Raw genomic sequence first — 24,809 nt, 5'->3', positions numbered from 1 at the left:
ATGTTCCTCTCGACACACGAAACGCCCGCACCGCTGACCGACTGGATGTCGGCGCTCGACGACGCACGGCCGCTGCATACGCTGACCCTACCGGGCAGCCATGACACCTGTGCGTATACGGTCGACGATCCGCTCGTGCGCACGCAGCGCGCGCCGCTCGCTGCGCAGCTTGCGCACGGCGTGCGGCTGCTCGACATCCGCTGCCGGCATCGTTGCGACACGTTCGACATTCATCACGGCGCGATCGCGCTCGGCATGTCGTTCGACGACGTGCTCGCCGATTGCGCGCGGTTTCTCGCCGCGCATCCGCGCGAATGCATCGTGATGTCGGTGAAGGACGAATGGCCCGCGCACGCGTGCACGCGCGGCTTCGATGCCACGTTCGACGCGCATCGCGCGCGTCATCCGGCACTGCGCTGGCATGCGGGTCGCGCGCTACCCGCGCTCGGCGACGTGCGCGGCGCGATCGTGCTGCTGCGGCGGTTTCGCAGCGGCCGGCCGCTCGGCATCGACCTGAGCGCGTGGCCCGACAACGCGACCTTCACGATCGATCATCCGGATGCGTCGTTCGTGATCCAGGACGAATACCGGGTGCCCGTCGTCGGGTCGATCCAGTACAAGTGGCGGGTGATCGAAGCGCTGCTGACCGGCATGCCGTCGCCGCAAAGCGGCCGCTGGGCGATCAACTTCTGCAGCGGTACGGGGATGGGCGCGAATCCGTCGATCGTCGCGCGCGGCGACGGCCGCGTGCAGGGCATCCATGCGCGGCTCGCCCAACACCTGCGCGAACGGCCCGGCCCGTGCGGCGCGATGCTGCTCGACTTCTGCGATGACGACGACTGGGCGCTCGTGCGCGCGCTGGTCGCGTGCAACGGTTTCGTGGTTGCGCGGCCGTGCGCGCCGAGCGGCTGTTAGCGCATGTGTGCGTTGAAGAACGCGAGCGCGCTCGCGTCGAGCGTCGCATGGAACGCCACGCGATCGAAACCCTTCGCGTCGGTGCAGACGGCCGGCGCGTGCTGCGCGAGTGAGGGCGGACACGGCGCGAGAAACGCGAAGTGCCCCGCATTGGGCACCACGTGCAGTTCGGGGCGCGCGGGCAGCAACTTGGCCAGCGCGGGGCCGGTGTGCGGCTCGACGCCGTCGCCGCCGAATTCGGAGGTCCATAGCTGGATCGGCGCGTGCACGTTGGTCAGCGTGGCGGCGCTCGGGAATTCGTCGAGCGGATCGGCGATCACGTAAGCCTTGATGCGCGCGTCGTGCGTCAACGGCTGGCGCGTGATGCTTTCGTCGTGAATCTGCTTGCAGATGCGCCACGCGGGGTTCGTGCATGCGACCGGCGCATGCGCGAAATCGGGATTGCCGCCCGCCAGCACGAGGCCCGTGTAGCCACCGCGCGAAAAACCGAAGAAGCCGATCCGCGCCGGGTCGATGCGTGCGGCGTCGGCCGAGGGGCCGAGCATGTAGTCGACCAGCCGCTTGATGTCGGTCGGCCGTTCGAAGAATTCCTGCGCGTCGGCGGCGCGGCTCATGTCGGCGAACGTGTCGCCCGGATGATTGATCGCCGCGACGACGTAGCCCGCGTCGGCGAGCGTTTCCGCCAGATCGTGGTGGCCGAGATACGTGCCGCCGTGGCCGTGCGAGATCACGACCAGCGGCAGCGCGTCGCCGACGGTCGCGCAGTCGCGCCGGCCTTGCAGCAGGTACGGGCCGACCGTCAGCGTCTGCGCGGCATCGGCGCAGGGCGTCCATATGATCGCGTGCAGTTCGGGGCCGGATGCATCGGCAGGAATCGTGGCGAACTTGACGCCGGCCGCCTGCGCGAGCGTCGCGCACAGGCACAGAAGCGAAGCGGACAGCCAGTGCTTCATGATGGACTCCTCAGGTGAGGCGAGTGCATGCGACGTGCTGGCCTGCGTGTCCGATCGTACGGACCTTCCGATTGGAGCCTGTCGCCGTTCGTCATGCCCGGCGAGGGCGAGTCACCGCACCGCGATCGCGACCGCCGCGCCGGCCATCGCGGTCGCACTCGTGCGGTTCGCGATCCGCTTCGCGCGTGCGGAGGTGAGGAACGCGCGCGCCCGCAGCGCGAGCAGCGACCAGAAGCAGTCGGTCAGGATCAGGATCACGAGCATCGTGCCGACCAGCTCGCCCCACGCGAGCACGCCGACCTGCGTCAGATCGACGATCGTCGGCAGCAACGCCAGATAGAACAGCATGATCTTCGGGTTGCCGAGCGTTAGCCAATATACATGTTATCAGAGCTTCCCGATCGTCTTGCCTTGGTCCGAAAGCTGTACGCGGGGCTTCACATTCCCGCTGACGTGCTGGCGGAACCGCATAATGAAAACGGCGCCTTGCGGCGCCGTGTCTTGTCATGCTGTCTGCTGGTCAGGAGAGACTGTCCTGACGCGCATGAAGCCCTGCGCACAAAGGAAGTTTCGATACGATTTGATCGCGATCTCCCACACGGCACGCGATACCGCAGGGCCTGCGTCGACCACCTTGCCATTCTGATCAAGCACGGCGAGGGTGGCGGGGTTGCCGTCCGGAGTCTCGATACTGAGCCCCTGAAAGCTGACGGCGCTGATTATGCTCGAAATTTCCGCTGCAATCCGCGTGTCAGCGATCGGCGCTTCGTGCTTCGGCTGCTTTCTCTTCATTGTGCATCTCCCTCGCCGCGCACGGACTTCGTGCGAGCCTCTGCGGAAACGGCTTCCATCAGCGCATCAATGCGGCTCTTGTCGGCGGTCGTCATTGCTGGTCTCCATAGGTGGGCAGGGCGCGTCCAAGCTGCATCAAGCCGGTTTCCAACGTGATGCCTGCGGTTGTTGCCCAGATGCGCGCGTCCTGCGCGGCTTTATGGCGAGCGAACGATCCAATCTCGTCGGCCATCAGGTCCAGCAACTCGACGTCGGCCGCGTGCGAGATCTCGGCGATCAACGCGCGGATCTCGATGCGAAGGGCGTCGAGGCGCGCGACCTTGCCTTGGCGGGTATCCGCCAAGGCTTCGTTCGTCTGGATAGTTTTGCGCCGCGAGAGCGGCGCTTCGTCTTTCTGGATCGCTGTTGCGGGCGTCAGCCCGTCGTTGTTCGACTGCATCGAAGTGCCGTTGACGCTCGCTAGTGCGATAGCCGGGCGCTTCTTCGCGTGTTCCCGCTTTTGCGGCAGCGGACGTGGGGTAGAAAGGGCCGGGCGCAGGGTCATGCGGCTACCTCCAGTGCCATTTCCGGCGTCCAGTCGGGGTCGGGCATCACATACAACTTGTCGAGCCACTTGCGCACGTTGTTGGCTTCCTTCGCTTTCGACATGGCAGGACTCGCCTCGATGCGGTGGGTAAGGTCGCGCACGGCCCCGCGAATTGCCTGCACGCGGGTCAGATAGGTCGGCATTCCTTCGCGGTATGTGCATGGCGATGCGCCGCCGGCTGTCCCGATCGTGTAATCCATGCCATAGATCCACTCACCTTTCGCAATCTGCGCGACCCGAATTTCTACCGGGCGGCGGCCGGTGCGTTGTTCCTTCGGCGCGGATATAACATCTGTTGGCGTGTAGACGCCGTGTTCGTTTGCGGTGGCGATGGCGTACGCAGTCTTGTGAGCCGGCACTGTATCGAGCAGATCAGCGAGTGGCGTCAGCGCGTTATGTACGGCGTCGAGGGTGCCCGGAGAAAGCTTGCCGAACACGGGGTCGTGCAGGACCGCCTGTAACGCCTGCAAAAGTTGCTTTGCAGTGGCATCGCTGATCTTCGTTGTTTTTGCTGCGGCCTGCTTAGCAGGCTTTGTGTCACAGGCCAGATGCTTCTTCGTGACCTTGCTTTTGCCGGCTTCCTTCGCTTTCGCAAGGCCCGACGCGATCCGTTCGAGCGCCTTGTCGCCGCCGTGCAGGCGGATCTGCTCGATGGCCAATGTGCCGGTGCATTGGCCGTTCCGTACGAGCTGATGCAGTTCGGCTGGTGCCCGTTCGAGCAGACCGACGTCGCGAATCGTTTGATCGGTGACGTTCAAGCGCTTGCAGATGGCGGCAAGCGTCATGCCATGAATGTCGCGCAGCTCGGCGACGGCAGCGGCCAGATCAAGCGGCGACGACTGCTTGCCGTTGTTGCTGAGATAGCCGTCGATCACCATTTCGGCGCGGATGACTGTCTTGGCGTCACGGACGACGACCGGGATCTTGCCGATGTCCTTGCCTGCTTCGATCGCCTTGCCGGCCGCAAGGTAGCGGTGCTGCCCCTTGTATACAAACAGCAGATCCTTGCCTGCGACCTTCCGCGCGTAGCAATGAAGCGGTGAACCCTTGTCGTATCCGTTCTCGATGATGAGGGCAGTAAGGTGCGTCACCCATTCGGGATCAACGGGGCGGATGTTGTCGGACGGGTCGTAATGAAGTTGGCCGTACGGGACCATCCACAGGTCCGCTGACGTTGCGCCCGCAGCGGCGGCTGCTGCCTTCGCGCTCCCGGTCGGGATCGGCGCGGTGAGGTCGAGCTGTTGCGTGCGATCGTCCATTACGCGACCTCCCGTGCCGCAGGGGGGCGCGCGTTGCCTGCCTTCTTCGCCTTATCGATCGCATTCGATGCCGCCATGCCGGCCGCGCGCTTTGCGTCGCGCAGGCGCTTGATTGCGTCGGCGCAATTGCCTTCGTCAGGAATCGAGATCTGCTTGCCGGCGATCTCAGTGCCGTCGAGGATCAAATACTCCGTATGCACGCTATCCACCAATGGGCGGCGTCCGACTACGTACTTGCCAATCAGAATTGGGGTCGATGGGCGGCGCTCATTACGGTCGTAACGCGTGATGGTGCGAAGTGAGAGGGTGTCGCGACGCTCGATGTCGACGAGGGGGAAGGTTGGGGATTTGATTCGCGGCATGGTGGTCTCCATGACGCCGGGGCCATACGCCCCGGCAGGTCGGGGCGGCTTAAACGCTGACGTGATAAGCGGTTGTCGGAGCGACTACCGGATCGTCCTGGAACACGTTCACGACGACAAACAGCAGGACGGCGACGACCGTCCAGCGGAAGATCTTCGATTTTTCAAAGTTGCTTTGGCGTGCCGGCTCGGACGGGGTAATGCGGGGTGTTTGCTCGTCGCGGAGCCATTCTTGACGGTCGTAGAGCTGGCAATCGATCAGGCAACTCGCTTGACAGGGATGAGCGGCGGGTTGCGAGGCGTGCAGTTCAGGAAGTTCGCGATTCATCAGTTCCTCACGATAGGTTGTGACGTGAGGATGATAGATTTTCTATCCCGCGACACGCAAGAAAAACTATCCTACGTAGGTAGAAAATCTATCTATTGAGATCGAGCAGGCAATAGTCAGGAGTGGGTGCGCAAAAAAAAATCCCGCCGAAGCGGGACTGCGGGGGAGCGGGTTATCGCCGGCGATATCGACGGTGTTCAACCATCACGCCAATAATCCGAACGGGTTCGTGTTCGCTATTTATCGTTGGATAGTCGGAATTCAGGGGGACCAGCTCAAACACTTCCGCGCCAGTCGTACTCACGCCACGAAGCCTGTACTTCTTGAACGTGGCTTCTTCTTTGCCGTTCTTTGCGACGACATAGTCGCCCGGCCTAGGTGCAATGGCTGGCTCAACGATGATTCTATCGCCGGGCATAAACTCCGGTGCCATCGATTCCCCCTCTACCTCAAGGGCGAACGCATGGTCCGATAGCTCTAGATCGGTTAGCAGGTACTCGAACGCACCACCAGGTGGAAACGGAGTGATTGCCTCGCTCATCAGGCCGGCTTGCACGCTGCTGATCAGCGGTATGCGACGCGTGCCGACATTCGCCGGGACAACGTTCCCAATGGGCGTACCCGCAAGGCCGGGGATGGGGATTGCATGCTTGGTAATACGTGCGATCTCAAGAATCTGGCCGAAGCTTGGCTCGTGACGGCCGTTCTCCCACGCTGACACGTTGCCGCGCGTCTTCCCCAATCGCTCCGCGAGTTCATCTTGCTTGAGGCTGGCAGCTTCGCGGCTCGCCTTTATCCATTCACCGATGTCCATGCGCTCAATGGTAAGAAAATCTTGCGCACGCATGGCTATATTTTCTATCTTTTGAATGTTAGAATTTCTATCATTGTGCTGATGATGGAAGCTCATGGACAACATCGTTGAACACCCCTTGGATCGGGCCGCCAAAGCGGCCGGGCTGACTATGCAGTCGCTTGCAGATCACCTTGGCGTGACTCGCGCGGCGGTCCAGCAATGGAAGCAGGCGGGCCGGCGGGTGCCGGCTGAACACTGCCCTCCAATTGAGCAGCTTTGCCACGGTGCCGTGCGATGTGAGGAACTGAACAGTCGGGTCGATTGGGCCTTCGTCCGCCAATCGGGGCCATCGCCAAGCGCAACGCATGTCTGCAACAGCTAACCGTGCGGTTTCGATCGCACATCTCGAATCCTAGTGACGTTTCGTGCGTCGCGACAGGATGAAACGCTCCGATCTCAAACGTTATGACCTGCCGATACGACAGTACCGAATGGCTGGACGTCCTCTATACGTCCGTTCGCAACACGCCCGGCGGCGTCGCCGACGCGGCGAACCACCTCACAATTCGGCGCGGTAAGAACATCACACCGGAATCGCTTCGCCTTCGCCTGCGTGGTGTTGGCGACAGTCGCTTGTCGATGGAAATGTTCGAGCTGCTGATCGAGTGGATGCAGGAAAAGGCAGACGGCGAGGCGTACGCGCTCGACGCGCTTCATGCGTTGAATTCGCGATTCGGTTTGGTGGCCGAGCACGTCGACGATCACGCCGCTGACGACGTCAGCGAACCCGGCACGCTGCGTCTCGTTTCGACGGCCCTGCACCTGCAGGCGCATGTCGGTCTTGTGGCTGACGACGTGACACGAGCGCTGGCGGATCAGCGGATCGACGACCACGACGCGGAGAAGATCATCGCGACCGGCCGCAAGGGCCAGCGTCTGTTCCAGCGTTTGATTCACGCTGCTCGCAACCTTGCCGCACGTCGCCGGCGTCGTCATGGAGCGGTTTAAGCCCGGCATGGGGTGCTGTCGTCCCGACCGTGAGCATATCGGCCTTTGCTGCTCGCCCGAGCAGCAATTGGCATGCGCTGTCACGACGCTCGCATCCCGATTCGAGCATGCCCCCGCCGAAGCGGGGCGCTTGCTGTCCGAACTGATCGCCACGTTCCCGGATTGTCTCGCTCCGATTCTTGCGGAAGCGAACGCAGCCGGGCGCGTGCGGTTGTTCATGGAGCGAGCTGCGCGTGCATGCGCAGCGCTCGCAACCAAGGCGGAACGTCACGCGTTCCGCGACCAGCTTACCGATCGTCTCTGCGCGCTGGACCTTGCCGCGTTCGACGATCTCATGTCGGCGGAATGGCGTCGACTGCGCGGCAAATAACCGGAGACACATGTGAACGTGAACGGGATCAGTAGCGCGTTGCGACGCAGCGCATCGCAATACAGCCGCTCGCCGAGCGGGCGGCAGTGCTATGCGGCGGGGCGAGCCGTATGGAGAAGCTTTTCTCACAAGGTCGAGCGCGACCGTCGTCTCGTCGAGCTGGAGGCGGCTCGTCGCGCGAGCTAACAGCGCGCAGCTCAACGAATTGTGATCTGGCCGCGACATGCGGCCAAAGTAACTTTGATCGAGGGAATTTTTGTATGGCGACACTGGACCAGATTATTCAGCAATTGCGTGCTGCGGGTCATCCCGATCTGCCCGCCGGGCATCCCATCGCGGACGGCAAACATCACCGATACGGGCCGCGCAAGAAATACTGGTATCAGCTACGCGAGGTCATCAGCAAGGGGGCGGTAATCGGCTATGGCGGTACGTTCGGCCATTTCTCGGGCGACGATCCGGGCACTGAGCGATTCGAGTGGAGCGGCGCACCGCTGAGCGAGGAAGCACTCGCGGAGACGCGTCGTCGTCAGGAAGCCGCCGACCGTGAGCAAGCGGAGCGTGATGCGCGTCAGGCGAAGCTCGCCGCGAACCGTGCGCGAGATCAGTGGAACCGCGCGGCAGAGCATGGCGAGTCCACCTATCTTGAACGCAAGCGCATCACGGCCGAAGGCGTGCGTTTCGACGCGGACGGCACGATCTTCGTGCCGATGTATCAGTACGGCGACGAAGCTCGTCTCGTCGGTCTGCAGAAGATCACGCCGGACGGCGCGAAGCGCTTCAACAAGGGCATGGAAAAGAAGGGCGCGTCGTATCTGCTCGGCGAGGTCGGCGCAGACGACCAAATCGTGCTGGTTGCCGAAGGCTACGCGACCGCGCGCTCGATCCGCATGGCGATCGACGAGGCGTTCGCAGTCAATGTTTGTTTCGACGCGGGCGGCATCCTCCCGGCCGTGCGCTATCTGCGTGCAACGTATCCGGATGTGCATGTGCTGGTCTGCGCCGACGACGACTGGAAGATCGAGCAGCGCATGCGCGACTGGCTCGCCGACGAGTTCGCTTTCCGGGGTGAACTAGTGTTTGGTGCCGACCCGGTGCGGATCGAGGCGAAGAACACGTGGTACATGGTCGCCGCGTCACGCCGTCGTGACGACAATGGCGTGCCGTATGTCGAGGTGAGCTACGGAAACGACGTGATGCCGTTGCGCCGTAAGCGCTTCGAGAACACGGGCCTGAAGCGTGCGTACGAGGCGGCAGCGATGGTCGGCGACGTCAGCGTGGTCTATCCGGCATTCACCAATCGCGGCGAGCGCAAGCTGACCGACTTCAACGACCTGCACGTCGAAGAGGGTATCGATCCTGTCCAGGCGCAGGTGCAGGCGGCGATCTTGCGCGTCATCGCGCCAGCGAACGAAGAGATCCGGCCGGCGACGGTTGCGGTGCCGACCGCGGACGACACGCCGACGAAATCCGCCGCGACGTCCGCTGCCGCGAAACAGCCGGAATGGGATGGCCGCGAGGCAGAGAACGGCGCGCACACATGGGAGCAGGATCTCGCGCGTTCGGACAAGGGCACGCTGCTGCCGACGCTCGGCAACGTGCACATGATCTTGGCGAATCACAAAGCGTGGCAAGGCGTCATCGAGCAGGACGACTTCGGTGGCCGCGTGATGAAGCGCAAGGCACCGCCGTTCCGGCAAGGCGTGAAGGGCGAGTGGACTGACATGGACGATCAGCGCTGCGCGCTTTGGTTGTCGCAGCGCTACGGCCTCTCGGTGCGCACCGATATCGTGATGAACGCGGTTCTGTTGGTGGCGGATGAGAAGCACTTCCATGACGTGCGCGAATACCTCGAAGGGCTCAAATGGGACGGCGTGTCGCGCGTGCGATCGATGCCGTCGACCTACCTGCGTGTCGCCGACAGCGAGTATGTGCAGCTCGCGTTCATGAAATGGATGATCGCCGCCGTCGCGCGCGTGATGGAGCCGGGCTGCAAGGTCGACAACGTCCTGATCCTCGAAGGCAAGCAGGGGCATCGCAAATCGACGGCGCTGAAGGTGCTGGCCGGCGCTTCGTGGTTCACGGATACGCCAATCCAGATCGGCAACAAGGACACGTACGCGGTGCTGGCCGGGAAGTGGGTGATCGAGCTGGCCGAACTGGATTCGTTGAACAAGGCCGACTCGTCGGCGGTGAAGAGCTTCTTCGCGACGGCTGTCGACCGGTTCCGCAACTTCTACGGCAAGCGGGCGACGGACGTCCCGCGTCAGTGCGTGTTCGCTGGCTCGGTCAACTTCGACACGTACCTGAAAGACGAATCGGGCAACCGGCGTTACTGGCCGCTGCGTGTCAGCGGACTGGTCGACATCGACGGCATTGTGGCCGTTCGTGATCAGCTCTGGGCGGAAGCCGTGCATCTGTATCGCTCGGGCGTCGTGTGGCACGTAGAAGAGCATGAGCGCCCGCTGTTCGAGATCGAACAAGCGGAGCGCTATGAAGGCGACGTGTACGAGGACAAGATCGCCAAGGCCCTGGAATTCGTGTCGCGCACGACGATGGAAGAGATCCTCGCGGACATTCTGAAGCTCGACACGTCGAAGTGGACGCTGGCCGAGCAGCGCCGCATCGGCAAGGCGTTGAAGTCGCTCGGGTGGGTGCGCAAGCGCGAGTCGACCGGATCGCGCGGTTGGTACTACGTGAAGGAAGAGCAAGAGGCGGAAGCGGAGCGCGAACTGGTTGCGGCGGGTGATGACGACAGTCCGTTGTGATTGCGTGGCGCGCTGTGCCTGCACGGTAAGCGCGCCACTTGCCCCGTCTTGGCGCGCCGTGGACGTCCCATGTCCTAACGTCCCAAGGCGCGGTCTCGGGCGCGGGCGCAGGGGCGCGACATGCGCGACGTGAGCGGCGCATGTCGCATGTCGCAGGCGCGCACCCCTGCAAGCTTCTTCCCTTGGGACATTGAGACATTAGGACGAGTAGGAGAGAGTCATGATCGATTTGAAAGAGCGGGTCGGCGTTGCGATGAGCGTTCGTGGTCAGTTCACCGACCCGATTGCCGATCCTAAAGTTACTTTGGGCGCGCTCGCCTTTGCGAACGATCTCGGGAGCCTGCTGGCCCGAATCAAGGCCGGGCCGATGCCGACGCATGCGATGGTTCGACGTGCAACGTTGCTGTTGGCGCAGATGATCCGGACGTCGGGCCGATTCAAGCGTGCGCGGTTCACGGGCCTGTCGCGCGATGAGCGTCGCGATCAACGTGCGGGGCACGCTGTCGAGCGTTCGAAGGTCGACATCGTCGAGCGCTTCGCGCTGCGGTTGCTAGACGAGTGGGTGAACGATCAGTGTGTCGAGTGCGAAGGGCGTGGCGTCGTGCGTCGCGCGCGTGCCGTCACGACATCAACGCACGCGTGTGATGTATGCGGGGGCAGCGGGAAGGTGTGTGTATCGGAGGAGCGTATCCCGTTCTTCGAAGGGCGTAACGGGCCGCTGGTCTTTCGGGAATACGAACCATGCGACGACTGCGGCGGGATGGGGCGGATCGCAGCGTCGCCAGCTTCGGATTCGAAGGGCCGGCATATTTGCCCCTGCTGTTCCGGTTCCGGCAAGCGGCAGGTCGACGACGCTGGCCGGGCGCACGCGCTCGGCGTATCGCTCGACGAGTATCGGAAGAACTGGTCGTGGCGCTTCCACGACATGCTCGCGCTGCTGGATACGGTAGATGGATCGGTGTACGACACATTGCGTCGGCAATTGCGAGGATGAAACGTATTCCATTTCAAGAGCGGATCGCTTAAACTCTGCACATCCTTTACCGCGTCACTGGATAAATGAGCGACCGCATACTCGTGTCGCAACCTTCGCCCGACAGGCGTACTGAATCGCGGGAGCGCCGCGACCAACAACGATAACTGTCTGTCGGGTCTGTTGGGAGGGCGTTCGCCCTTACGAAATGAATATCGAAGCCCTGAGTGCGAAAGCCCTCGGGGCTTTTGCTTTTGGGGCATGCATGCCCGTCGAGGTATCCGATGAGCAATGAACGATTTGTTCCGGCGCAGCCGGGATGTCTCGCCTGGGGAGTCATGGAGATCGACGACAGGCGCGTCGCGTACTATTGCGGCGAAGTGGTTGCGTGGCACATGGAGCAGGATGATTGGCCGATCGACAAGACGAGACCGCGATTCGTCGCGCGCCCGGTGTTATTGGGCGAGTGGCCGATGGGATTGGTTGTGGAGCGTGACGGGAGGTTTTACGGCGAGGGGCGTGGATACTGCCGGTTCGAATCGTGGTTGCGCTCGGAAGGTTTGGTCGTCAATGCGGAAGACGCCGACCTCGCCCGCAAGCTCTACTGCGTCGACGATGATCTCACCGCGAGCGGTACCAGCGCAGCGGATTTGATCGACGACCTGCATCGCGAGAATGAGCTGCGTGTGGCGGTTGGATCGAAGGTCGCTGCTACCGTAGGTCTGATCAAAGGCGTCGTGCGGGTGGCGAAGCACGACGATGGCATCCACATTGTCGTGGGGGTGGATGGCGACAATGTGGATGGCAAGGCTATGGTAGACCTGCTGTCGCGGGTCGGGGCGAGCGCGGTTACCGCTGTCTAGTTTCCTGATGGCCGCAAGACGAGCATTGCAACACGTCCAGCTTTGCCCCGAGCACGCCGAAGGTCGGGTCGGGTGCGGACGATGTGACCTTGAATGTCGCATTGTTGCATAGCGGGCAGACTTGACCGCCGGGGGCAAGCTTTGCTTCGAGCGCCGCGACTCGTGCCTTGAGTGCATCGATCTCGCTCGGGGCCGCAGCAATTCGCTTCCATCCCGGCACGCGTTCAAGTGTTTTCATGACATCTTCGAGCAGTCCCATCGGGTCTCCGTATCGAGCGGTTTGAGGTCGCGCGATTGTCTCACGGCTCGCTTGACGCACGCGTGCGTCGCCGACATGGGTTGTTGAGCCTATTGGAAGGGCGCTTGCCCTTACTAAATGAATTCTGAAGCCCTGAGTGCGAAAGCCCTCAGGGCTTTTTGTATTGGGGCGCTGAAATGCGAATCGAGTCGACGAGCGCCGGGCCGAGCGAGGTCTGGTCGACGTGGGATGAAGATCGAAGCATGGGGCGCGTTACCGCGCGGTGCTTCGTGTTTGACGACGCGATGGACCGTGTCGTGTGGGCGATGGACCGTGCGGGCGACGGCGTGACCGCCGATGTCGCGATCGGTGCGGGGCTGCCTACTTTTTGAGCAGGCGGGGACCCTCTGGGCATCGCCACACGCGGGGGCTCGCACCCGCGTTTTTTCTCTACTGGCGAGTCTCCATAGGGGGTCATATTCATGCCGACTCAGCAGCAGATCGCTGACCATCTCGACCTTGACCAGTCGGCCGTTTCGCGGTTCGTCGACAAGGTCCAGCTCGATTACCGCGTGGCGTCGATCGACGAGATCCGCATCGCGTACATCCGGCATTTGCGCGAGATCGCAGCCGGCCGGTCCAGTGGTACAGGCATCGATCTCGTCGCCGAACGGGCGAAGACCGAGATCGTCGATCGCGAGATCAAGCTGCTGACGCTGGCGGAGAAGAAGGGGCAGCTCGTCAATGCGGCGCAGCTCGAACAAGCGTACGGCCTGATGGTCGGCGCATTTCAAACGGAGCTGCTGTCGCTGTCCGACAAGCTGGTGCAGGAGCTGCGCACGCTATACGGCGTCGAGGTGGACGTCGAATGGTTGAACGAGCACATATATGGATGCCTTGAGCAGCTTTCTGAATACGACCCAGACAGTCCACGCGGTGATTCGCCGGATCGCGAAGATGCTGCGTCCGCCGGAGCGGATTGGGACGACGGATTGGTCGCGCAAACATCGTAGGTTGAGCGCGAAGGGATCGGCCAGTCCCGGCCGGTATAACCCGAACATCACGCCGTGGGTGTTCGGCATGCACGAAGCGCTGGACGATCCAACCGTGCAGAAGGTCGTGTGCATGAAGTCGGCACAGGTCGCGTGGACCGATGGCGTGCTGCTGAACTACATCGGCAAGCGAATCGACGTTGACCCGTGCCCGATGATCGTCATGTTCCCGAAGGAGAAGACGGCGAAGAAGTTCAACCTGGAGAAGTTCGAGCCGATGGTCGAGGTGACGCCTCGCCTGTCGGCAAGATTGCCGGTTCACGCGGCCCGCGACAAAAACAACCTGTGGGATCACAAGACGTTCGCGCGCGGCTTCCTGAAGTTCATCACGTCGAACGCGCCGGACGAAGTGAAGTCGACGCCGGCCCCGGTCGTTGCGGTCGAGGAGCCGGACGACGCGAACACGAACGTGCGCGAGCAGGGCGATTCGATCACGCTGCTGGAGGAACGGAACAAGAGCTATTCGGCCCGGCGACGCAAGATGATTTTGGGCGGCACGCCGACCATCGACGGCCTGTCGCGCATCCAGCAGGCCTACGCGGCATCGGATCAGCGCGTGTACCTGGTGCCGTGCCCTGATTGTGACGAGGAGCATGAGCTGGCATGGGAAAACGTCACGTGGAGCGAGGGCGCCGAAGTCGTGCATGAGGTCTACGGCCGCGCACAACCGGAGACGGCCCGGTACACCTGCCCGCATTGCGGCTCGTTGTGGGACGACGCGACGCGTATTCGCGCTGTCCATCGCGGGCGGTGGGTAGCGACGGCACCGTTTCACGGCGTTGCCGGCTTCCGCATCAACGAGCTGGTGTCGCCGTTTCCCGGCTCGAACATGGCCGAGCTGGTCAAGAAGTGGCTGACCGCCGACAAGGCGCTGCGCGAGGGCGACGATACGAAGATGCGTTCGTTCGTGAACAACTCGCAGGGCCGGGCGTACAAGTACAAGACCGATCTGCCCGAGCTGGACGTGCTCGCACAACGTGCGCTGCCATACGCGGAGCTGACGGTCCCGCTCGGCGGTCTGGTGTTGACGCTCGGCGTCGACGTGCAGCACGACCGGCTCGCGATCGTCCTGCGTGCATGGGGGCGCGGCGAGGAAAGCTGGCTCGTCTCATGGGGCGAGATCTACGGCAACGTGACGGAGCAGCAGCAAGACCCGATGACAGGCGGCGTATGGGGCGCGTTGACGATGCTGTTGTCGCACGCATACCGGCATGAGAGCGGCTGGTTGCTGCGTGTCCGTGCAACGTCGATCGACTCATCGGACGGTGCGACGTCGGATGCGGTTTACAAGTATGTGCGCGCTGCGCAGCACGCCGGTTACAACGTTATGGCCGTCAAGGGCAGCAGCAACGTCGACGCGGAGATCTTCAGCGTGCCGAAGGCGTCGATCGACTCGACGCGCAACAACAGCAAGGCGGCCAAGTATGGGCTGCGCCCGTACATGGTCGGCGTCAGCCGCGCGAAGGATCTGATCCTCGACAACCGACTGAAGCTCGAAGGCGACGGGCCGGGCCGGATGCACTGGTATAGCGGCGTGCGCAGCGACTACCTGTCGCAGCTCACAGCTGAGGTCAAGGTGCCGGGGCCACGTGGCGGTAAGCGCGTGTGGAAGAAGATCAGCCCGAGAAACGAAGCGCTGGATTGCGAAGGGTATGCGTTGCACGCGGCCCGCAGTGTGAAGGTGCATCTGATGACCGAGGCGCACTGGCAGGTCGAGCAGCATCGAGCATCGCAGGTCTCCCTGTTCGATGCGGTTCCGGTGCTGGAGGCGTTGCCGGCGGCACTGCCGGCCGAGGTGCCGCCTGATCCGCCGGACGTGACCGAGATTATCGAGACGCCGCGGCCGTTGCCGCAGGTAGCAAAACCCACCGAAACCCCGCCCCCGAGCGGGGTTTCGCGCATTCAGGGGCGTCGTGTTGGTCGCTCGACGTACCTGAAGCGGCGCTAAACGAGGGAATGGCATGGCATACACAAAACAGGATCTGCAGAACATCCAGTCTGCAATCGCGAAGGGTGAGCTGGAAGTCCAGTATGCCGACCGGCGCGTGAAATATCGCTCGATCGGCGAGCTGCGCGAGGCACGCACCGAGATCATTCGCGACCTGAACGGCGCGGCCGGGCGTTCGTCGATCGTCCGGATTCGCCACGCCGGCAAGGGGGTGCGATGAAGCGCGGCTTTCCGTCACTCGCGCGGCGCGGATTCGTGGTGCCGACGCGGCTGAAGGCAGCGGCATATGAGTCAGCGAGTACGACGGGCGCACGGGCGAAGTCGTGGCGTGCGTCGAGCGCGGGACCAAATGCAGCGGCGGCGCAAAACCTGCCGTTGCTGCGCTCGCGCGCTCGCGACGCGATCCGCAACGATCCGTGGGCGAAAACGGCGATTGCACGGCTCGTATCGAACACGATCGGGAACGGCATCCAAGCGCACCCGCAGCATCCGAACGACGCAGTCCGCAAGATGCAAAAGCAACTTTGGGAGGATAGCTGCGAGGAGATCGACGCGGACGATGTGTTCGACATGGCGGGCGTGCAGACGCTTGCCGCGCGGGCGTTCTTCAGTGACGGCGAGGTACTGGTTCGTCGCCAGTTCCGAAGTCCGAGCGAAGGCTTGGCGGTTCCCATGCAGATCCGGCTTCTCGAAGGAGATCTGCTGCCTATGGAGAAGAACGAGGTGGTGGCGGGCGGGGGCGAGATCGTCAACGGCGTCGAGTTCAATGCGGACGGTCGACGCGTTGCGTACCACCTGCTGCAGCGTCATCCCGGCGAGTACGGGCGTGCGTCAGCGGGCAACATGCAGACCGTGCGCGTTCCGGCTGACGAAATCGCGCACGTTTTCCTCGCGCTTCGGCCCGGCCAGGTGCGCGGAGTCCCGGAGCTGTCGACCGTGCTGCTTCGGCTCAAGTCGCTGGACAACTTCGACGACGCGGTGCTGTTCAGGCAGGAGGTCAGCAACCTCTTCGCCGGGTTTATCACGAAGCCGCCGAGCGAGCCGGGCTTACCGGGAGATCCCGTCACGGGCGGGGAAATGCAGTATGACGTAGACGGGTTCTCGCCGGTCGTTTCGCTGGAACCGGGGAGCATGCAGGAACTGGCACCGGGCGAGGACGTCAAGTTCGCCGAGCCGCCGGGCGCGGGCACCGACTACGGGCCGTTCATGCGTCAGCAACTGATGGCGGCTGCGGCTTCGGTCGGCATGCCATACGAAGTCATGACGGGCGATCTGCGCGACGTGAGCGATCGCGTGCTGCGGGTGATCCTGAACGAGTTTCGGCGGTCGATCGAGCAGATCCAGTGGAACGTGTTCATTCACCAGTTTTGCCGAAAAGTGTGGCGCTGGTGGGTCGATGCCTGCGCACTGTCGGGCGCGATGCCGATGGCGGACTACTACCGACGCCGTCGCGACTATCTGCGAGTGCGTTGGGTGCCGCAGGGCTGGCCGTATATCCACCCGGTGCAGGACGTCACGGCGAAGCGAATGGAGATTCGCTCCGGGCTGGCGAGCCGGACCGGTGCCGTGCTGTCGCGCGGCGACGATCCGGAGCAGGTCGACAACGAGAACGCGGCCGACCTTGCGCGCGAGCGCCGGCTTGGCATTCGGTATGACACGCTCGAACCGTTCGACGGTGTGGGCGATCTTTCAAATGGGGAGGGCGAATGAAGGGGAAGAAGCGCTGGTGGGACATCCGCGCACAGGCGAACGCGGCCGGCGAGCAGGTCGCCGAGATCCGGATCTACGGCGACATCGGCTTTTGGGGCACGGACGGGGAACTGTTCGCAGCGACGCTCGATGAGGTCGCCGCGACGGCGACGTCGATCGTCGTTGCCATCAATTCGATGGGTGGCGACGTGTTCGATGCGTTCACGATCTACAACGCGTTGCGGCGGCATGCCGGCAAGGTGACCGGCCGCGTCGATGGCGTTGCAGCGTCGGCTGCGTCGCTGATTTTGATGGCGTGCGACGAAATCGTGATGCCGTCGAATGCGATGCTGATGATCCACAACCCGCATACGGTCGCGGCCGGTGAGGCGACCGACCTTCGCAAGCTCGCAGACCTGCTCGACAGCACGTCGGACAACATGCTCGCGGCTTATGTGGAACGTAGCGGTCGATCGAGCGACGAGGTCCGGGCCATCATGGACGCAGAGACCTGGCTCACCGCAGGTCAGGCGCAGGAGCAAGGATTCTGCGACACGATCGCCGAGCCGATCCGTATCGCCGCGTACGCGGGCGCGGCGCGACACGTGGCGCGTTTCTCGGCCGTGCCGGATCCGATCCGCGCGATGCTCACCGACGACGTCGAGCCGCCGCCCGTTCCCGCACCGCAGCCGCAGGCCGCACCGCAAGCCGGGCCGGATGTTGCGGCGCTGGCGTCGCACGTGTACGCGGCGTGCCGTGACGCGAAGATCGAGCACTGCGCGGAAGGCATTGTGCTGGCGACGGGGCTGCGTGACCGCGCGACTGTCGACGCTGCGATCCGAAGCGCACAGGACATTGCCGGCATCTGTCTGGCCGCGAGCCTGACCGAGCTGACGGCCGGCTTTGTCGCGGATGGCCTGACGCCCGATCAGGTTCGCGCGCGGCTGTTCGAGCGCGTAACGGCGTCGCAGAAGCCGATCAACCATCGCTCTGTCCCGGCCGCGCAGCAAGACGCGCCCGTGGTCGCGAATGCGCCGCGCGCGGCGTCCATCTACGCGGCTCGCAAGAGCGGAAAGTAACTTTGACGTATCCCGAGGAGGGGAAAACTCATGTCGAACGTGAAGCAACAAGGGGTGTTGACGGCCGAATTTCTGGTGTCGGAGGGCGAAGGGCAGATCTCGCGCGATCGCATCGTCGTCAAAGCCGGAGCGGCGCTGCCGGCCGGGCAGGTCCTCGGCCTGACGAGTACCGGCGAGTACGCGCCGTACGACAACGCGGCTAACGACGGTTCCGAAGTCGCCGCCGGGGTGCTCTATGCGGCGCTGCCGGCGTCGGATGCGCCGCGTCCGGCAACCGGCATCGTGCGGCTCGCCGAGGTGGCCGGTGCGCTCTTGACGGGACTGGACGTTACCGGCCGCGGTGATCTCGCCGAGCGCCACGTGATCGTCCGCTGACCATAGTCGGCGCGATTCAAGGCCACGCAGCACGCGTGGCCTTTTTTGTATCCATTTCATGTTGGAGGTTGTATGGCGGACATCGCCCTGTTTCAAGACGACGTGTTCTCGCTGTCGTCCCTCAGTGCTGCGATCAACGAGCAGCCGTATGTGCCGGGCCGCATCGGTACGCTCGGCCTGTTCGAAGAAGACGGGATCACGACGACGACGGTGCAGATCGAGCGCGACGGAGACACGCTGTCGCTCGTCGCGGCAGGCCAGCGCGGTGCACCGGCCGCCGTTGTCGCGGGCAGCAAGCGCAGCATGATCCCGTTCAATACGGTGCACCTGCCGCAGCGCGCAGTGATCATGGCCGACGAAATCGCGAACCTGCGTGCCTTCGGTTCCGAAACGGAGCTGGAAGCGATGCAGACGGTCGTGAATCGCCGGCTCGCGAAGATGCGCCGACAACTCGATGCGACGCACGAGTTCCACCGCATCGGCGCAATCAAGGGCGCGGTGCTCGATGCGGACGGAAAGACGGTCCTGATCGACCTGCTCAAATACTTCGGCATCGAGCAGACGGTGATTCCGTTCGAGCTGTCGACCGCGACGACCGAGATTCGCCAGAAGTGCGTCGAGGTGCAGGATGCGATCGAAGACGCGCTCGGCGCGATGACGTACACGGGCGTGCGCGTGCTGTGCGGGCGCGAGTTCTGGAACAAGCTGATCGTCGCGAAGTCGGTGAAGGAAACGTACCTCGCGTCGGTGATGGCCGCGCAGCTGCGCGGCGATGCGCGCGACGCGTTCGACTTCGGCGGCTGCACGTTCGAACGGTATCGCGGGCGCGTCGGTGACGTCGGCTATGTGGCGGACGACGAAGCGCACGCCGTGCCGGAGGGCGTGGCCGAGCTGTTCATCACGCGCTTTGCGCCGGCCGACTACGTCGAAGCGGTCAACACGACCGGCCTGCCGTACTACGCGAAGCAAGAGCTGATGGACTTCGGCAAGGGCGTCGAGATCGAGGCGCAATCGAACCCGATCCATCTGTGCACGCGCCCGAAGGCACTCATCAAGCTGAAGGCGTGACGTGGCGTTCCGGGATCTGATCTCGGACGTCGACGCAGCCGTGCTGCGCGACCTGGGAGACGCGGATATCACGATCGACGGCCGATCCGTCGAAGGGATGTTCGCGTCTCCCTGGCTCGGGCCGGATCTCGGCGGCCAGCGCACACAGCTCGTCGCGCCGGTGTTCCATCTGCGCGACCGCGACGCTGCTGCAGTTCGGCAGGGCAGCATCCTGATCGCGAGCGGGGAGCGTTACCGCGTGCTCGAAGCGCATCCGGACGGCACTGGCTGGACCGTCCTCATTCTCCAGTAGGTGCTATGGACGATCTGAAGATCGAAATCGACATCAAGGAGGCGACGGCCGTGTTGCAAGGGTTGTCGCCGTCTGCGATGCAGGCAGCGTGGCGACGGACGTTGCGCAAGACGGCAGGGTGGATCAAGAGCCAGACAGCGAAAGAGGTCGGGGCCGCGACGAAGATCCCGCAGAAGGTCATCCGTCGCCGCCTCTACTTCTTTCTTCGCTCGGCTGACACCGGCAAGGTGTGGCTCGGCCTGAACCCGCTCGAGGCGCATCGCCTTGGCAATGCGACGAGGACGCGCAAGGGGATGCGAGTCGGTCGCCAGTCGTTCGAGGGCGCGTGGCGACAGTCGAAGCGAAAGCCCGACGGACCGATCTACGAGCGTGTTGGCAAGGAGCGGATGCCTTACCGGATGGTGACGGTGGCATGGCAACAATCAGGCGATCCAGCGTTTCGACGTGCAGCCAAGGCGTGCGAGGCTCGGCTGATGGTGATTCTCCGTCAGGAAGTGAACTACGAACTGCAGAAGGTGATGCGCCGTGCTTGAGAACCTGAAAGCGCTACATGAAGCGATTGAGCGCGACATGCGCGTGAAGCTGCCGACGATCAAGCGCATCGAGGCATACCCGCGTCTCGGTCAGAAAATCGAAACGCCATTGATCGCGATCGAGCTGAATGAGTTCGAACCCGGTCACGACGATGGCACGGGCGATGTGGCGCTGATCGCGCGTATGCAGGCCCGTGTCGTGTTCGATCCGATCGACGAAGGGGCCGAGCTGGCCGTGCGCGAGGTTGCCGCACGTGTCGCGATGGTGGTGCATGGGAACACGTGGGAGCTGCCGATCACGCCGGGCAAGGTCGTACAGGTAGCGGAGGATCCATTCCGGCCGCAGCTCGATACGTACTGCGTCTGGCTCGTCGAATGGACGCACGAATTCGGCATGGGCATGGAGCTGGACGAGATCCCGGACGGTCGTTCGGTCGTGTGGGGCGTTGATCCGGGCACCGGCCTTGGCAATGAAGGTCAGTATTGGGATCCGGCGGACGCGGGAGGCGGCGAACCATGAGCGACTACGAGTTGGGCGAGATCGATCGCCGCATGGCGTGCATGGTGCAGCACGGGACGGTCGAGACCGTCTCCTATCAGCCGCCGCAGTGTCGCGTGCGGATCGGCGATTGGGTCAGCGACTGGATGCCGTGGAAGACCGCCGCAGCGGGCGTGGTTCGTTTTTGGCGTCCGCCGTCTGTCGGCGAGCAGGCGTCGATGTTCGCGCCGTCCGGTGATCTGGCCGGCGCGTACGCGGCTCCGGGGTATTACTCGGATCAGCATGGTGGCTCGGCGCGATCCAATCCGAACGAGACTGCGTGGGACTACCCGGATGGGGCATCGGAGGTCTATGACCACGAGAAGCACGAGTACCGCGTCGACGTGCCGGCAGGCGGGCGCATTGTGTTCCGTATCGGCGCAACGGAGCTGGAACTGCGCGCCGATGGCGTGACGTTGCGCACGCAGCGATTGCTTGGCGACGTTCCCGATTCGACATTCACGGGCAACACGACGACCGAGAAACTGTTGACGTTCAACGGCGGGATGCAGGGCAAGGGCGGCGGTGACGGTGGCCCTGCCGTCCAGGTTGAGGGCGGAGCGCGTTACACGGACGACGTCGAGATCGGCGGTAAGTCGTTCCTCAAGCATTCACACATGGAAGAGGGTGACGGTGCGCCCGTGTCGCCGCCGCTGTAACGCACACATTCGCAAAGTTGCTTTGCCCCGCTTCGGCGGGGTTTTGTTTTTGAGGGAGTCACCATGGCAAAAGACACTCCGCAGGCCGTTACTCGGGCCGCTCCGTCCGTCGCGCGATTTCTCGATACGCGGTTCCGTAGTCGCGTGATCGTGTTCCCGAGCGGCGATGTCGTGCACGTTCTTTCGGGCGAAGCGATCGCAAGAACGGAAGCGCAGATCGAATACCTCGACGCGCATCCGGACTTCAAGCGGCTCGAGGAGCGCGGATGAGTCGGTCTGGTGCGCTTGTCGGCATGGACCGATGGACGGGAGCGCCGATCAGCGGCGTCGCGCACCTGAAGCAGAGTCTCGGTGACATCCTCAGCACGCGCAAGGGTACTCGGCGAGAGCTGCCTGACTACGGTTCGGACATCCCGTTGATGGTCGATCTTCCGATTACGCGCGGATGGATATCAGCGGCGCAGGCCGAAGCCGCACGCGCGATCGGGCGATGGGAGCCGCGAATCAAGCTCGCTCAGGTCAAGGTGCTGTCAGTGATCGACGGCAAACCGACGTTCGCGATTCGTGGTGAGTACGACGGTACGGCCTTCGAAATCGAGGTACCAACATGACGATCATCGATCTCGCTTCGCTGGACCCGCCTGATCTTGTCGAGGTGCTCGACTTCGAGGCGGCGTTCCAGATGAAGCTGGAGTATTTCAAATCGATCTATTCCGACTGGACGGCGGCGCTGAAGTCCGATCCGGTCGTCAAGTTGATCGAACTCGCGGCATACGACGAAATTCGCGCTGCGTCGCGACTGAACGACGCAGCCCGCGCCGTGATGCTTGCGTTTTCGACGGGAGCCGACCTGGAGCATCTAGCGGTGCTGCTGGATACGGAGCGAGCGGTGGTCGACCCCGGCGATCCGGACGCGAATCCTCCAGTCGAGCGGCGCATGGAATCGGACGACCGGCTGAAGTTGCGCACGCAGATGTCGATGGAGCGCGCGACCGTCGCCGGGCCATTCGCGGCATACCGCGCGTTTGCGATGGATGCGTCGGCCGACGTCCTTGATGTCGCTGTTGATCGGCCTGAAGCCGGCACCGTAAGGCTCACGATCATGTCCGCACGTGGTGATGGTGTACCGGATCAGACATTGCTTGATCTGGTGCGCGCGAAGGTTTCACCTGAGACGGTCCGCCCGCTCAACGATACCGTTCTTGTCGAGCGAGCGGCCAAGATCGAGTACGGGATCGACGCCGTGATCTACGTCGGTAGCGGGCCGGACCCGAACATCGTGCTCGACGCGCGGCGTAAGGCGCTCGACAGCGTGGTGGCCAAGTCACGACGGCTTCGTGGCGGGATGCCACGGACTGCGATCGACGGCGCCCTGCATGCGCCGGACAGTGGCGTTACTCGCATCGAGCTGCGTTCACCTGCGGTCGATGTTTTGTGTGGCCGGCGAGAGTTCGCGCATTGCACGGCCATAAATCTGGAGGTGAAGGTCGATGACGCATGAGCCGCTTCTCCCGTCCAATCAGACGCCGCTCGAGGCGGCGCTCGCACGTGTGATGCGTCCGACCGTCGATCCGGAAGTGCTGCGCACGCTGTGGGACGCTGACCGCTGTCCTGCAGCGTGGCTACCGTGGCTCGCGTGGGCGCTGGCAGTCGATGGCTGGGAGCTCGCGGAATCGGAAGATGCCCGGCGAACGCTGGTGAAAGGCTCATTAGCGTTGCACCGAAAGAAGGGCACGCCATGGGCGGTGCGCGAGGTGATTCGGCGTCTCGGGTTCGGCGAGGTAACGATCGTTGAGGGTCGCAGTGGCGGGCGTCGCGATGGGGCGATCGTCCGTAACGGGGAACAGTATCGCGGTAAGGCGGGTGCGTGGGCTGAGTACATCGTGAAGTTGGGGCGGCCGGTGACCCGCGATCAGGCGGAGAAGTTGTGGCAGGCAATTGAGCGTTATGCGCCAGCCCGTAGCAAGCTCACGGCACTCGATTACACGGCTGTTGCGATTCGGCACAACGGCGTGGCAACTCGGGACGGGCAATACACTAGAGGGAGTATCGCAACATGAGTGATCTGGTCGAGATCGAGCAATGGGAGGACGGGATCTATCAGCTCGAAACGTCCGACCCTGTAATGGGTGGCCCGGACGGTATCGATAACGTACAGGCAAAGCAACTTGCGAATCGAACGCGCTATCTGAAAAAGGCGATCGAGGCGGGTCAAAGCAACTTTGAGCAGCACGTTGAGGCGGCTGATCCGCATCCGCAATATGCGACGCACGGGGACCTCGCAGAGACGGTCGCTGCTCTGGTTGCGCAAGCTCCGCAGTCGCTCGACACGCTCAGCAAGCTCGCGAAGGCGCTCGGCAACGATCCGAATTTCGCCACGACTCTCACGACAGCACTTGCGTCCAAAGCAGGGCTGGATTCTCCCGCGTTTAAGGGCGTACCGACGGTGCCGACACCGGCCGTCGGCGAAAGCGGCGTTGCCGCGGTCAACGCCGAATGGGTGAGGGGGCAGAACTACCAGCCCGCACTTGGATTTACGCCGGTCCAGCAAGGTGGCGGTACGAACCAAGGTGCCAACAAGGTCAAGGTCGGCTGGAATCTCGATGGGTCCGGGCTGAAGTGCATGGTCGATGCAACGGACCTTGGAAACTTCGTTTTCGATAGCGCGGTGATTGGGCAGATCGTCTTCGAACCGCGCACGCAGGCACGGGCAGGCTACCTGAAGTGCAACGGTGCGCTGCTCAAGCGGGCTGACTACCCGAAGCTATGGGCTTACGCTCAGGCGAGCGGAGCGCTTGTCACCGACGCGGCATGGGGTGCGGGCAGCAATGGCTGTTTTTCGCAGGGTGACGGCGCAACGACGTTTCGTTTGCCGGAACTGCGTGGGGAGTTTCTGCGTTGCTGGGACGACGGACGGGGTGCTGACGTATCTCGGACGATCGGAACGTGGCAGGGCGGGCAGAACGCTTATCACGCACATGGCGCATCCGTAGCGGGAGCCGGCGCCCATGGCCATTCCGCGTGGACCGATACGCAGGGGTGGCACGGTCACCACGGAGCGACGGCCGGCGCGGGCGCACATAGTCATCCGCTCAACTATCGAACCCCCGAGTGGACCGGTGACACGGACCGAGGCGGTGTCGGCAGTACGTTTTCAATCGACTCCCCCGTGCAGCCTTGGACAGACGTGGTCGGCGACCATACACACGTATTTGATACCGATGGCGCAGGCAACCACGCTCACAACGTTGGAGTCGCTGTGGTGGGCGATCACATCCACGCCATCACGGTCAACGGTGATGGCGGAAACGAGGCGCGCCCGCGCAATATTGCATTGCTGGCGATGATTCGCGCTTATTGAATGG

31 protein-coding genes and 1 pseudogene are annotated in these 24,809 nt (G+C 63.4%); 23 read left to right on the top strand and 9 right to left on the bottom strand.

Features of this window, described 5'->3' with window-relative positions; translation table 11 throughout:
• A complete protein-coding gene (locus tag EX20_RS18320; RefSeq protein ID WP_014725360.1) occupies positions 1 to 915 on the top strand; it encodes a phosphatidylinositol-specific phospholipase C in 915 nt (304 codons plus the stop codon).
• Here the strand turns inward: EX20_RS18320 and EX20_RS18315 are convergent.
• The 8 genes and pseudogenes from EX20_RS18315 to EX20_RS18280 form a co-directional block, all read right to left on the bottom strand.
• The gene (locus EX20_RS18315) at positions 912 to 1,868 is read right to left on the bottom strand and encodes an alpha/beta hydrolase family protein (RefSeq protein WP_034194286.1); all 957 of its coding nucleotides are present in this window, start codon (positions 1,866 to 1,868) and stop codon (positions 912 to 914) included. The two genes, EX20_RS18320 and EX20_RS18315, sit on opposite strands and share 4 nt — an antisense overlap.
• A 111-nt stretch (positions 1,869 to 1,979) precedes the next feature.
• A pseudogene (locus EX20_RS18310) lies at positions 1,980 to 2,240 on the bottom strand (LysE family translocator); the annotation flags it as partial.
• 132 nt (positions 2,241 to 2,372) lie between these two features.
• The gene (locus EX20_RS18305) at positions 2,373 to 2,660 is read right to left on the bottom strand and encodes a hypothetical protein (RefSeq protein ID WP_034194285.1); all 288 of its coding nucleotides are present in this window, start codon (positions 2,658 to 2,660) and stop codon (positions 2,373 to 2,375) included.
• A 91-nt stretch (positions 2,661 to 2,751) separates the two neighbouring features.
• Positions 2,752 to 3,204: a hypothetical protein gene (locus EX20_RS18300; protein ID WP_224020024.1), complete on the bottom strand. Its 453-nt coding sequence runs from the start codon at positions 3,202 to 3,204 to the stop codon at positions 2,752 to 2,754.
• Positions 3,201 to 4,505 (bottom strand): ParB/RepB/Spo0J family partition protein, encoded by a 1,305-nt coding sequence (locus EX20_RS18295; RefSeq protein ID WP_034194283.1) that lies wholly within the window; start codon positions 4,503 to 4,505, stop codon positions 3,201 to 3,203. Before EX20_RS18295 ends, EX20_RS18300 begins: the two co-directional genes overlap by 4 nt.
• A complete protein-coding gene (locus EX20_RS18290; protein ID WP_034194282.1) occupies positions 4,505 to 4,867 on the bottom strand; it encodes a hypothetical protein in 363 nt (120 codons plus the stop codon). Before EX20_RS18290 ends, EX20_RS18295 begins: the two co-directional genes overlap by 1 nt.
• A gap of 49 nt (positions 4,868 to 4,916) precedes the next feature.
• Positions 4,917 to 5,195, bottom strand: a complete 279-nt coding sequence (locus EX20_RS30920) for a hypothetical protein (protein WP_224020025.1) — start codon at positions 5,193 to 5,195, stop codon at positions 4,917 to 4,919.
• Positions 5,196 to 5,367: 172 nt separating this feature from the next.
• Positions 5,368 to 6,105 carry a LexA family protein gene (locus EX20_RS18280; protein ID WP_231572262.1) on the bottom strand — a complete coding sequence of 246 codons (738 nt, stop codon included), beginning with the start codon at positions 6,103 to 6,105 and terminating at the stop codon, positions 5,368 to 5,370.
• Here EX20_RS18280 and EX20_RS30915 point away from each other — a divergent pair.
• The 6 genes from EX20_RS30915 to EX20_RS18255 all read left to right on the top strand — a co-directional run bounded on the left by EX20_RS30915 (position 6,104) and on the right by EX20_RS18255 (position 11,973).
• Positions 6,104 to 6,373 (top strand): transcriptional regulator, encoded by a 270-nt coding sequence (locus EX20_RS30915; RefSeq protein WP_072465517.1) that lies wholly within the window; start codon positions 6,104 to 6,106, stop codon positions 6,371 to 6,373. The genes EX20_RS18280 and EX20_RS30915 overlap by 2 nt on opposite strands.
• 83 nt (positions 6,374 to 6,456) lie before the next feature.
• Complete coding sequence (locus EX20_RS18275; protein WP_034194280.1) at positions 6,457 to 6,999, top strand: phage regulatory CII family protein; 543 nt, start codon at positions 6,457 to 6,459, stop codon at positions 6,997 to 6,999.
• Positions 6,986 to 7,369 carry a hypothetical protein gene (locus EX20_RS18270; RefSeq protein ID WP_034194279.1) on the top strand — a complete coding sequence of 128 codons (384 nt, stop codon included), beginning with the start codon at positions 6,986 to 6,988 and terminating at the stop codon, positions 7,367 to 7,369. Before EX20_RS18275 ends, EX20_RS18270 begins: the two co-directional genes overlap by 14 nt.
• Before the next feature lie 260 nt (positions 7,370 to 7,629).
• Complete coding sequence (locus EX20_RS18265; protein ID WP_034194278.1) at positions 7,630 to 10,137, top strand: virulence-associated E family protein; 2,508 nt, start codon at positions 7,630 to 7,632, stop codon at positions 10,135 to 10,137.
• Positions 10,138 to 10,357: 220 nt separating this feature from the next.
• Entirely contained in the window at positions 10,358 to 11,131 is a 774-nt protein-coding gene (locus EX20_RS18260) for a zinc finger-like domain-containing protein (RefSeq protein ID WP_034194277.1), read from the top strand.
• A 263-nt stretch (positions 11,132 to 11,394) separates the two neighbouring features.
• Positions 11,395 to 11,973, top strand: a complete 579-nt coding sequence (locus EX20_RS18255) for a hypothetical protein (RefSeq protein WP_131929105.1) — start codon at positions 11,395 to 11,397, stop codon at positions 11,971 to 11,973.
• Here EX20_RS18255 and EX20_RS32000 read toward each other — a convergent pair.
• Complete coding sequence (locus EX20_RS32000) at positions 11,960 to 12,232, bottom strand: coiled-coil domain-containing protein (RefSeq protein ID WP_072465518.1); 273 nt, start codon at positions 12,230 to 12,232, stop codon at positions 11,960 to 11,962. The genes EX20_RS18255 and EX20_RS32000 overlap by 14 nt on opposite strands.
• Positions 12,233 to 12,693: 461 nt before the next feature.
• On the opposite strand from EX20_RS32000, the gene EX20_RS32555 reads away from it, so the two are divergent.
• From EX20_RS32555 to EX20_RS18175, 16 genes are all read left to right on the top strand, one after another.
• Positions 12,694 to 13,224 (top strand): MarR family transcriptional regulator, encoded by a 531-nt coding sequence (locus EX20_RS32555; protein ID WP_175464268.1) that lies wholly within the window; start codon positions 12,694 to 12,696, stop codon positions 13,222 to 13,224.
• Between the two features lies 1 nt (position 13,225).
• Positions 13,226 to 15,211, top strand: coding sequence for a phage terminase large subunit family protein (locus EX20_RS18245; protein WP_175464267.1), 1,986 nt, complete (start codon positions 13,226 to 13,228; stop codon positions 15,209 to 15,211).
• Positions 15,212 to 15,224: 13 nt separating this feature from the next.
• Positions 15,225 to 15,431 carry a phage head-tail joining protein gene (locus EX20_RS18240; protein ID WP_006497114.1) on the top strand — a complete coding sequence of 69 codons (207 nt, stop codon included), beginning with the start codon at positions 15,225 to 15,227 and terminating at the stop codon, positions 15,429 to 15,431.
• Entirely contained in the window at positions 15,428 to 16,921 is a 1,494-nt protein-coding gene (locus tag EX20_RS18235; protein WP_034194274.1) for a phage portal protein, read from the top strand. The genes EX20_RS18240 and EX20_RS18235 overlap by 4 nt, the downstream gene beginning before the upstream one ends.
• Positions 16,918 to 17,979, top strand: coding sequence for a head maturation protease, ClpP-related (locus EX20_RS18230; RefSeq protein WP_034194273.1), 1,062 nt, complete (start codon positions 16,918 to 16,920; stop codon positions 17,977 to 17,979). Before EX20_RS18235 ends, EX20_RS18230 begins: the two co-directional genes overlap by 4 nt.
• Positions 17,980 to 18,009: 30 nt before the next feature.
• Complete coding sequence (locus tag EX20_RS18225) at positions 18,010 to 18,354, top strand: head decoration protein (protein WP_034194272.1); 345 nt, start codon at positions 18,010 to 18,012, stop codon at positions 18,352 to 18,354.
• 72 nt (positions 18,355 to 18,426) lie between these two features.
• The gene (locus EX20_RS18220) at positions 18,427 to 19,422 is read left to right on the top strand and encodes a major capsid protein (RefSeq protein WP_034194271.1); all 996 of its coding nucleotides are present in this window, start codon (positions 18,427 to 18,429) and stop codon (positions 19,420 to 19,422) included.
• A 1-nt stretch (position 19,423) separates the two neighbouring features.
• Positions 19,424 to 19,714, top strand: coding sequence for a head-tail joining protein (locus EX20_RS18215; RefSeq protein ID WP_034194270.1), 291 nt, complete (start codon positions 19,424 to 19,426; stop codon positions 19,712 to 19,714).
• Positions 19,715 to 19,719: 5 nt separating this feature from the next.
• The gene (locus tag EX20_RS18210; protein WP_034194269.1) at positions 19,720 to 20,247 is read left to right on the top strand and encodes a phage tail protein; all 528 of its coding nucleotides are present in this window, start codon (positions 19,720 to 19,722) and stop codon (positions 20,245 to 20,247) included.
• Positions 20,240 to 20,767, top strand: a complete 528-nt coding sequence (locus EX20_RS18205; RefSeq protein WP_034194268.1) for a hypothetical protein — start codon at positions 20,240 to 20,242, stop codon at positions 20,765 to 20,767. Before EX20_RS18210 ends, EX20_RS18205 begins: the two co-directional genes overlap by 8 nt.
• A complete protein-coding gene (locus EX20_RS18200) occupies positions 20,764 to 21,444 on the top strand; it encodes a phage baseplate assembly protein V (protein WP_034194267.1) in 681 nt (226 codons plus the stop codon). Before EX20_RS18205 ends, EX20_RS18200 begins: the two co-directional genes overlap by 4 nt.
• A 63-nt stretch (positions 21,445 to 21,507) precedes the next feature.
• On the top strand, positions 21,508 to 21,714 hold the full coding sequence (locus tag EX20_RS18195) for a hypothetical protein (protein WP_034194266.1): 207 nt from the start codon (positions 21,508 to 21,510) through the stop codon (positions 21,712 to 21,714).
• Entirely contained in the window at positions 21,711 to 22,055 is a 345-nt protein-coding gene (locus EX20_RS18190; protein WP_034194265.1) for a GPW/gp25 family protein, read from the top strand. The genes EX20_RS18195 and EX20_RS18190 overlap by 4 nt, the downstream gene beginning before the upstream one ends.
• The gene (locus EX20_RS18185) at positions 22,052 to 22,945 is read left to right on the top strand and encodes a baseplate assembly protein (protein WP_034194264.1); all 894 of its coding nucleotides are present in this window, start codon (positions 22,052 to 22,054) and stop codon (positions 22,943 to 22,945) included. The genes EX20_RS18190 and EX20_RS18185 overlap by 4 nt, the downstream gene beginning before the upstream one ends.
• Positions 22,935 to 23,504: a phage tail protein I gene (locus tag EX20_RS18180; RefSeq protein WP_034194263.1), complete on the top strand. Its 570-nt coding sequence runs from the start codon at positions 22,935 to 22,937 to the stop codon at positions 23,502 to 23,504. Before EX20_RS18185 ends, EX20_RS18180 begins: the two co-directional genes overlap by 11 nt.
• Positions 23,501 to 24,805: a phage tail protein gene (locus EX20_RS18175; protein ID WP_034194262.1), complete on the top strand. Its 1,305-nt coding sequence runs from the start codon at positions 23,501 to 23,503 to the stop codon at positions 24,803 to 24,805. The genes EX20_RS18180 and EX20_RS18175 overlap by 4 nt, the downstream gene beginning before the upstream one ends.
• The last annotated feature ends 4 nt before the right edge of the window (positions 24,806 to 24,809 follow it).

Origin of the sequence: Burkholderia sp. WP42, assembly GCF_000745665.1 — a bacterium.
In the GTDB taxonomy this organism is placed as follows: Bacteria; Pseudomonadota; Gammaproteobacteria; order Burkholderiales; family Burkholderiaceae; genus Burkholderia; species Burkholderia vietnamiensis.
Note: the sequence above shows the minus strand (reverse complement) of the source record. Positions and strands in the feature narration are given on the sequence as shown.

What these genes read in the sequence shown, in the direction of transcription:
- EX20_RS18320 (WP_014725360.1), top strand. Translation starts at nt 1, where the DNA reads ATGTTCCTCTCGACACACGAAACGCCCGCACCGCTGACCGACTGGATG.
- EX20_RS18315 (WP_034194286.1), bottom strand. Translation starts at nt 1,868, where the DNA reads ATGAAGCACTGGCTGTCCGCTTCGCTTCTGTGCCTGTGCGCGACGCTC.
- EX20_RS18305 (WP_034194285.1), bottom strand. Translation starts at nt 2,660, where the DNA reads ATGAAGAGAAAGCAGCCGAAGCACGAAGCGCCGATCGCTGACACGCGG.
- EX20_RS18300 (WP_224020024.1), bottom strand. Translation starts at nt 3,204, where the DNA reads ATGACCCTGCGCCCGGCCCTTTCTACCCCACGTCCGCTGCCGCAAAAG.
- EX20_RS18295 (WP_034194283.1), bottom strand. Translation starts at nt 4,505, where the DNA reads ATGGACGATCGCACGCAACAGCTCGACCTCACCGCGCCGATCCCGACC.
- EX20_RS18290 (WP_034194282.1), bottom strand. Translation starts at nt 4,867, where the DNA reads ATGCCGCGAATCAAATCCCCAACCTTCCCCCTCGTCGACATCGAGCGT.
- EX20_RS30920 (WP_224020025.1), bottom strand. Translation starts at nt 5,195, where the DNA reads ATGAATCGCGAACTTCCTGAACTGCACGCCTCGCAACCCGCCGCTCAT.
- EX20_RS30915 (WP_072465517.1), top strand. Translation starts at nt 6,104, where the DNA reads ATGGACAACATCGTTGAACACCCCTTGGATCGGGCCGCCAAAGCGGCC.
- EX20_RS18280 (WP_231572262.1), bottom strand. Translation starts at nt 6,105, where the DNA reads ATGAGCTTCCATCATCAGCACAATGATAGAAATTCTAACATTCAAAAG.
- EX20_RS18275 (WP_034194280.1), top strand. Translation starts at nt 6,457, where the DNA reads ATGACCTGCCGATACGACAGTACCGAATGGCTGGACGTCCTCTATACG.
- EX20_RS18270 (WP_034194279.1), top strand. Translation starts at nt 6,986, where the DNA reads ATGGAGCGGTTTAAGCCCGGCATGGGGTGCTGTCGTCCCGACCGTGAG.
- EX20_RS18265 (WP_034194278.1), top strand. Translation starts at nt 7,630, where the DNA reads ATGGCGACACTGGACCAGATTATTCAGCAATTGCGTGCTGCGGGTCAT.
- EX20_RS18260 (WP_034194277.1), top strand. Translation starts at nt 10,358, where the DNA reads ATGATCGATTTGAAAGAGCGGGTCGGCGTTGCGATGAGCGTTCGTGGT.
- EX20_RS18255 (WP_131929105.1), top strand. Translation starts at nt 11,395, where the DNA reads ATGAGCAATGAACGATTTGTTCCGGCGCAGCCGGGATGTCTCGCCTGG.
- EX20_RS32000 (WP_072465518.1), bottom strand. Translation starts at nt 12,232, where the DNA reads ATGGGACTGCTCGAAGATGTCATGAAAACACTTGAACGCGTGCCGGGA.
- EX20_RS32555 (WP_175464268.1), top strand. Translation starts at nt 12,694, where the DNA reads ATGCCGACTCAGCAGCAGATCGCTGACCATCTCGACCTTGACCAGTCG.
- EX20_RS18240 (WP_006497114.1), top strand. Translation starts at nt 15,225, where the DNA reads ATGGCATACACAAAACAGGATCTGCAGAACATCCAGTCTGCAATCGCG.
- EX20_RS18235 (WP_034194274.1), top strand. Translation starts at nt 15,428, where the DNA reads ATGAAGCGCGGCTTTCCGTCACTCGCGCGGCGCGGATTCGTGGTGCCG.
- EX20_RS18230 (WP_034194273.1), top strand. Translation starts at nt 16,918, where the DNA reads ATGAAGGGGAAGAAGCGCTGGTGGGACATCCGCGCACAGGCGAACGCG.
- EX20_RS18225 (WP_034194272.1), top strand. Translation starts at nt 18,010, where the DNA reads ATGTCGAACGTGAAGCAACAAGGGGTGTTGACGGCCGAATTTCTGGTG.
- EX20_RS18220 (WP_034194271.1), top strand. Translation starts at nt 18,427, where the DNA reads ATGGCGGACATCGCCCTGTTTCAAGACGACGTGTTCTCGCTGTCGTCC.
- EX20_RS18210 (WP_034194269.1), top strand. Translation starts at nt 19,720, where the DNA reads ATGGACGATCTGAAGATCGAAATCGACATCAAGGAGGCGACGGCCGTG.
- EX20_RS18200 (WP_034194267.1), top strand. Translation starts at nt 20,764, where the DNA reads ATGAGCGACTACGAGTTGGGCGAGATCGATCGCCGCATGGCGTGCATG.
- EX20_RS18195 (WP_034194266.1), top strand. Translation starts at nt 21,508, where the DNA reads ATGGCAAAAGACACTCCGCAGGCCGTTACTCGGGCCGCTCCGTCCGTC.
- EX20_RS18190 (WP_034194265.1), top strand. Translation starts at nt 21,711, where the DNA reads ATGAGTCGGTCTGGTGCGCTTGTCGGCATGGACCGATGGACGGGAGCG.
- EX20_RS18185 (WP_034194264.1), top strand. Translation starts at nt 22,052, where the DNA reads ATGACGATCATCGATCTCGCTTCGCTGGACCCGCCTGATCTTGTCGAG.
- EX20_RS18180 (WP_034194263.1), top strand. Translation starts at nt 22,935, where the DNA reads ATGACGCATGAGCCGCTTCTCCCGTCCAATCAGACGCCGCTCGAGGCG.
- EX20_RS18175 (WP_034194262.1), top strand. Translation starts at nt 23,501, where the DNA reads ATGAGTGATCTGGTCGAGATCGAGCAATGGGAGGACGGGATCTATCAG.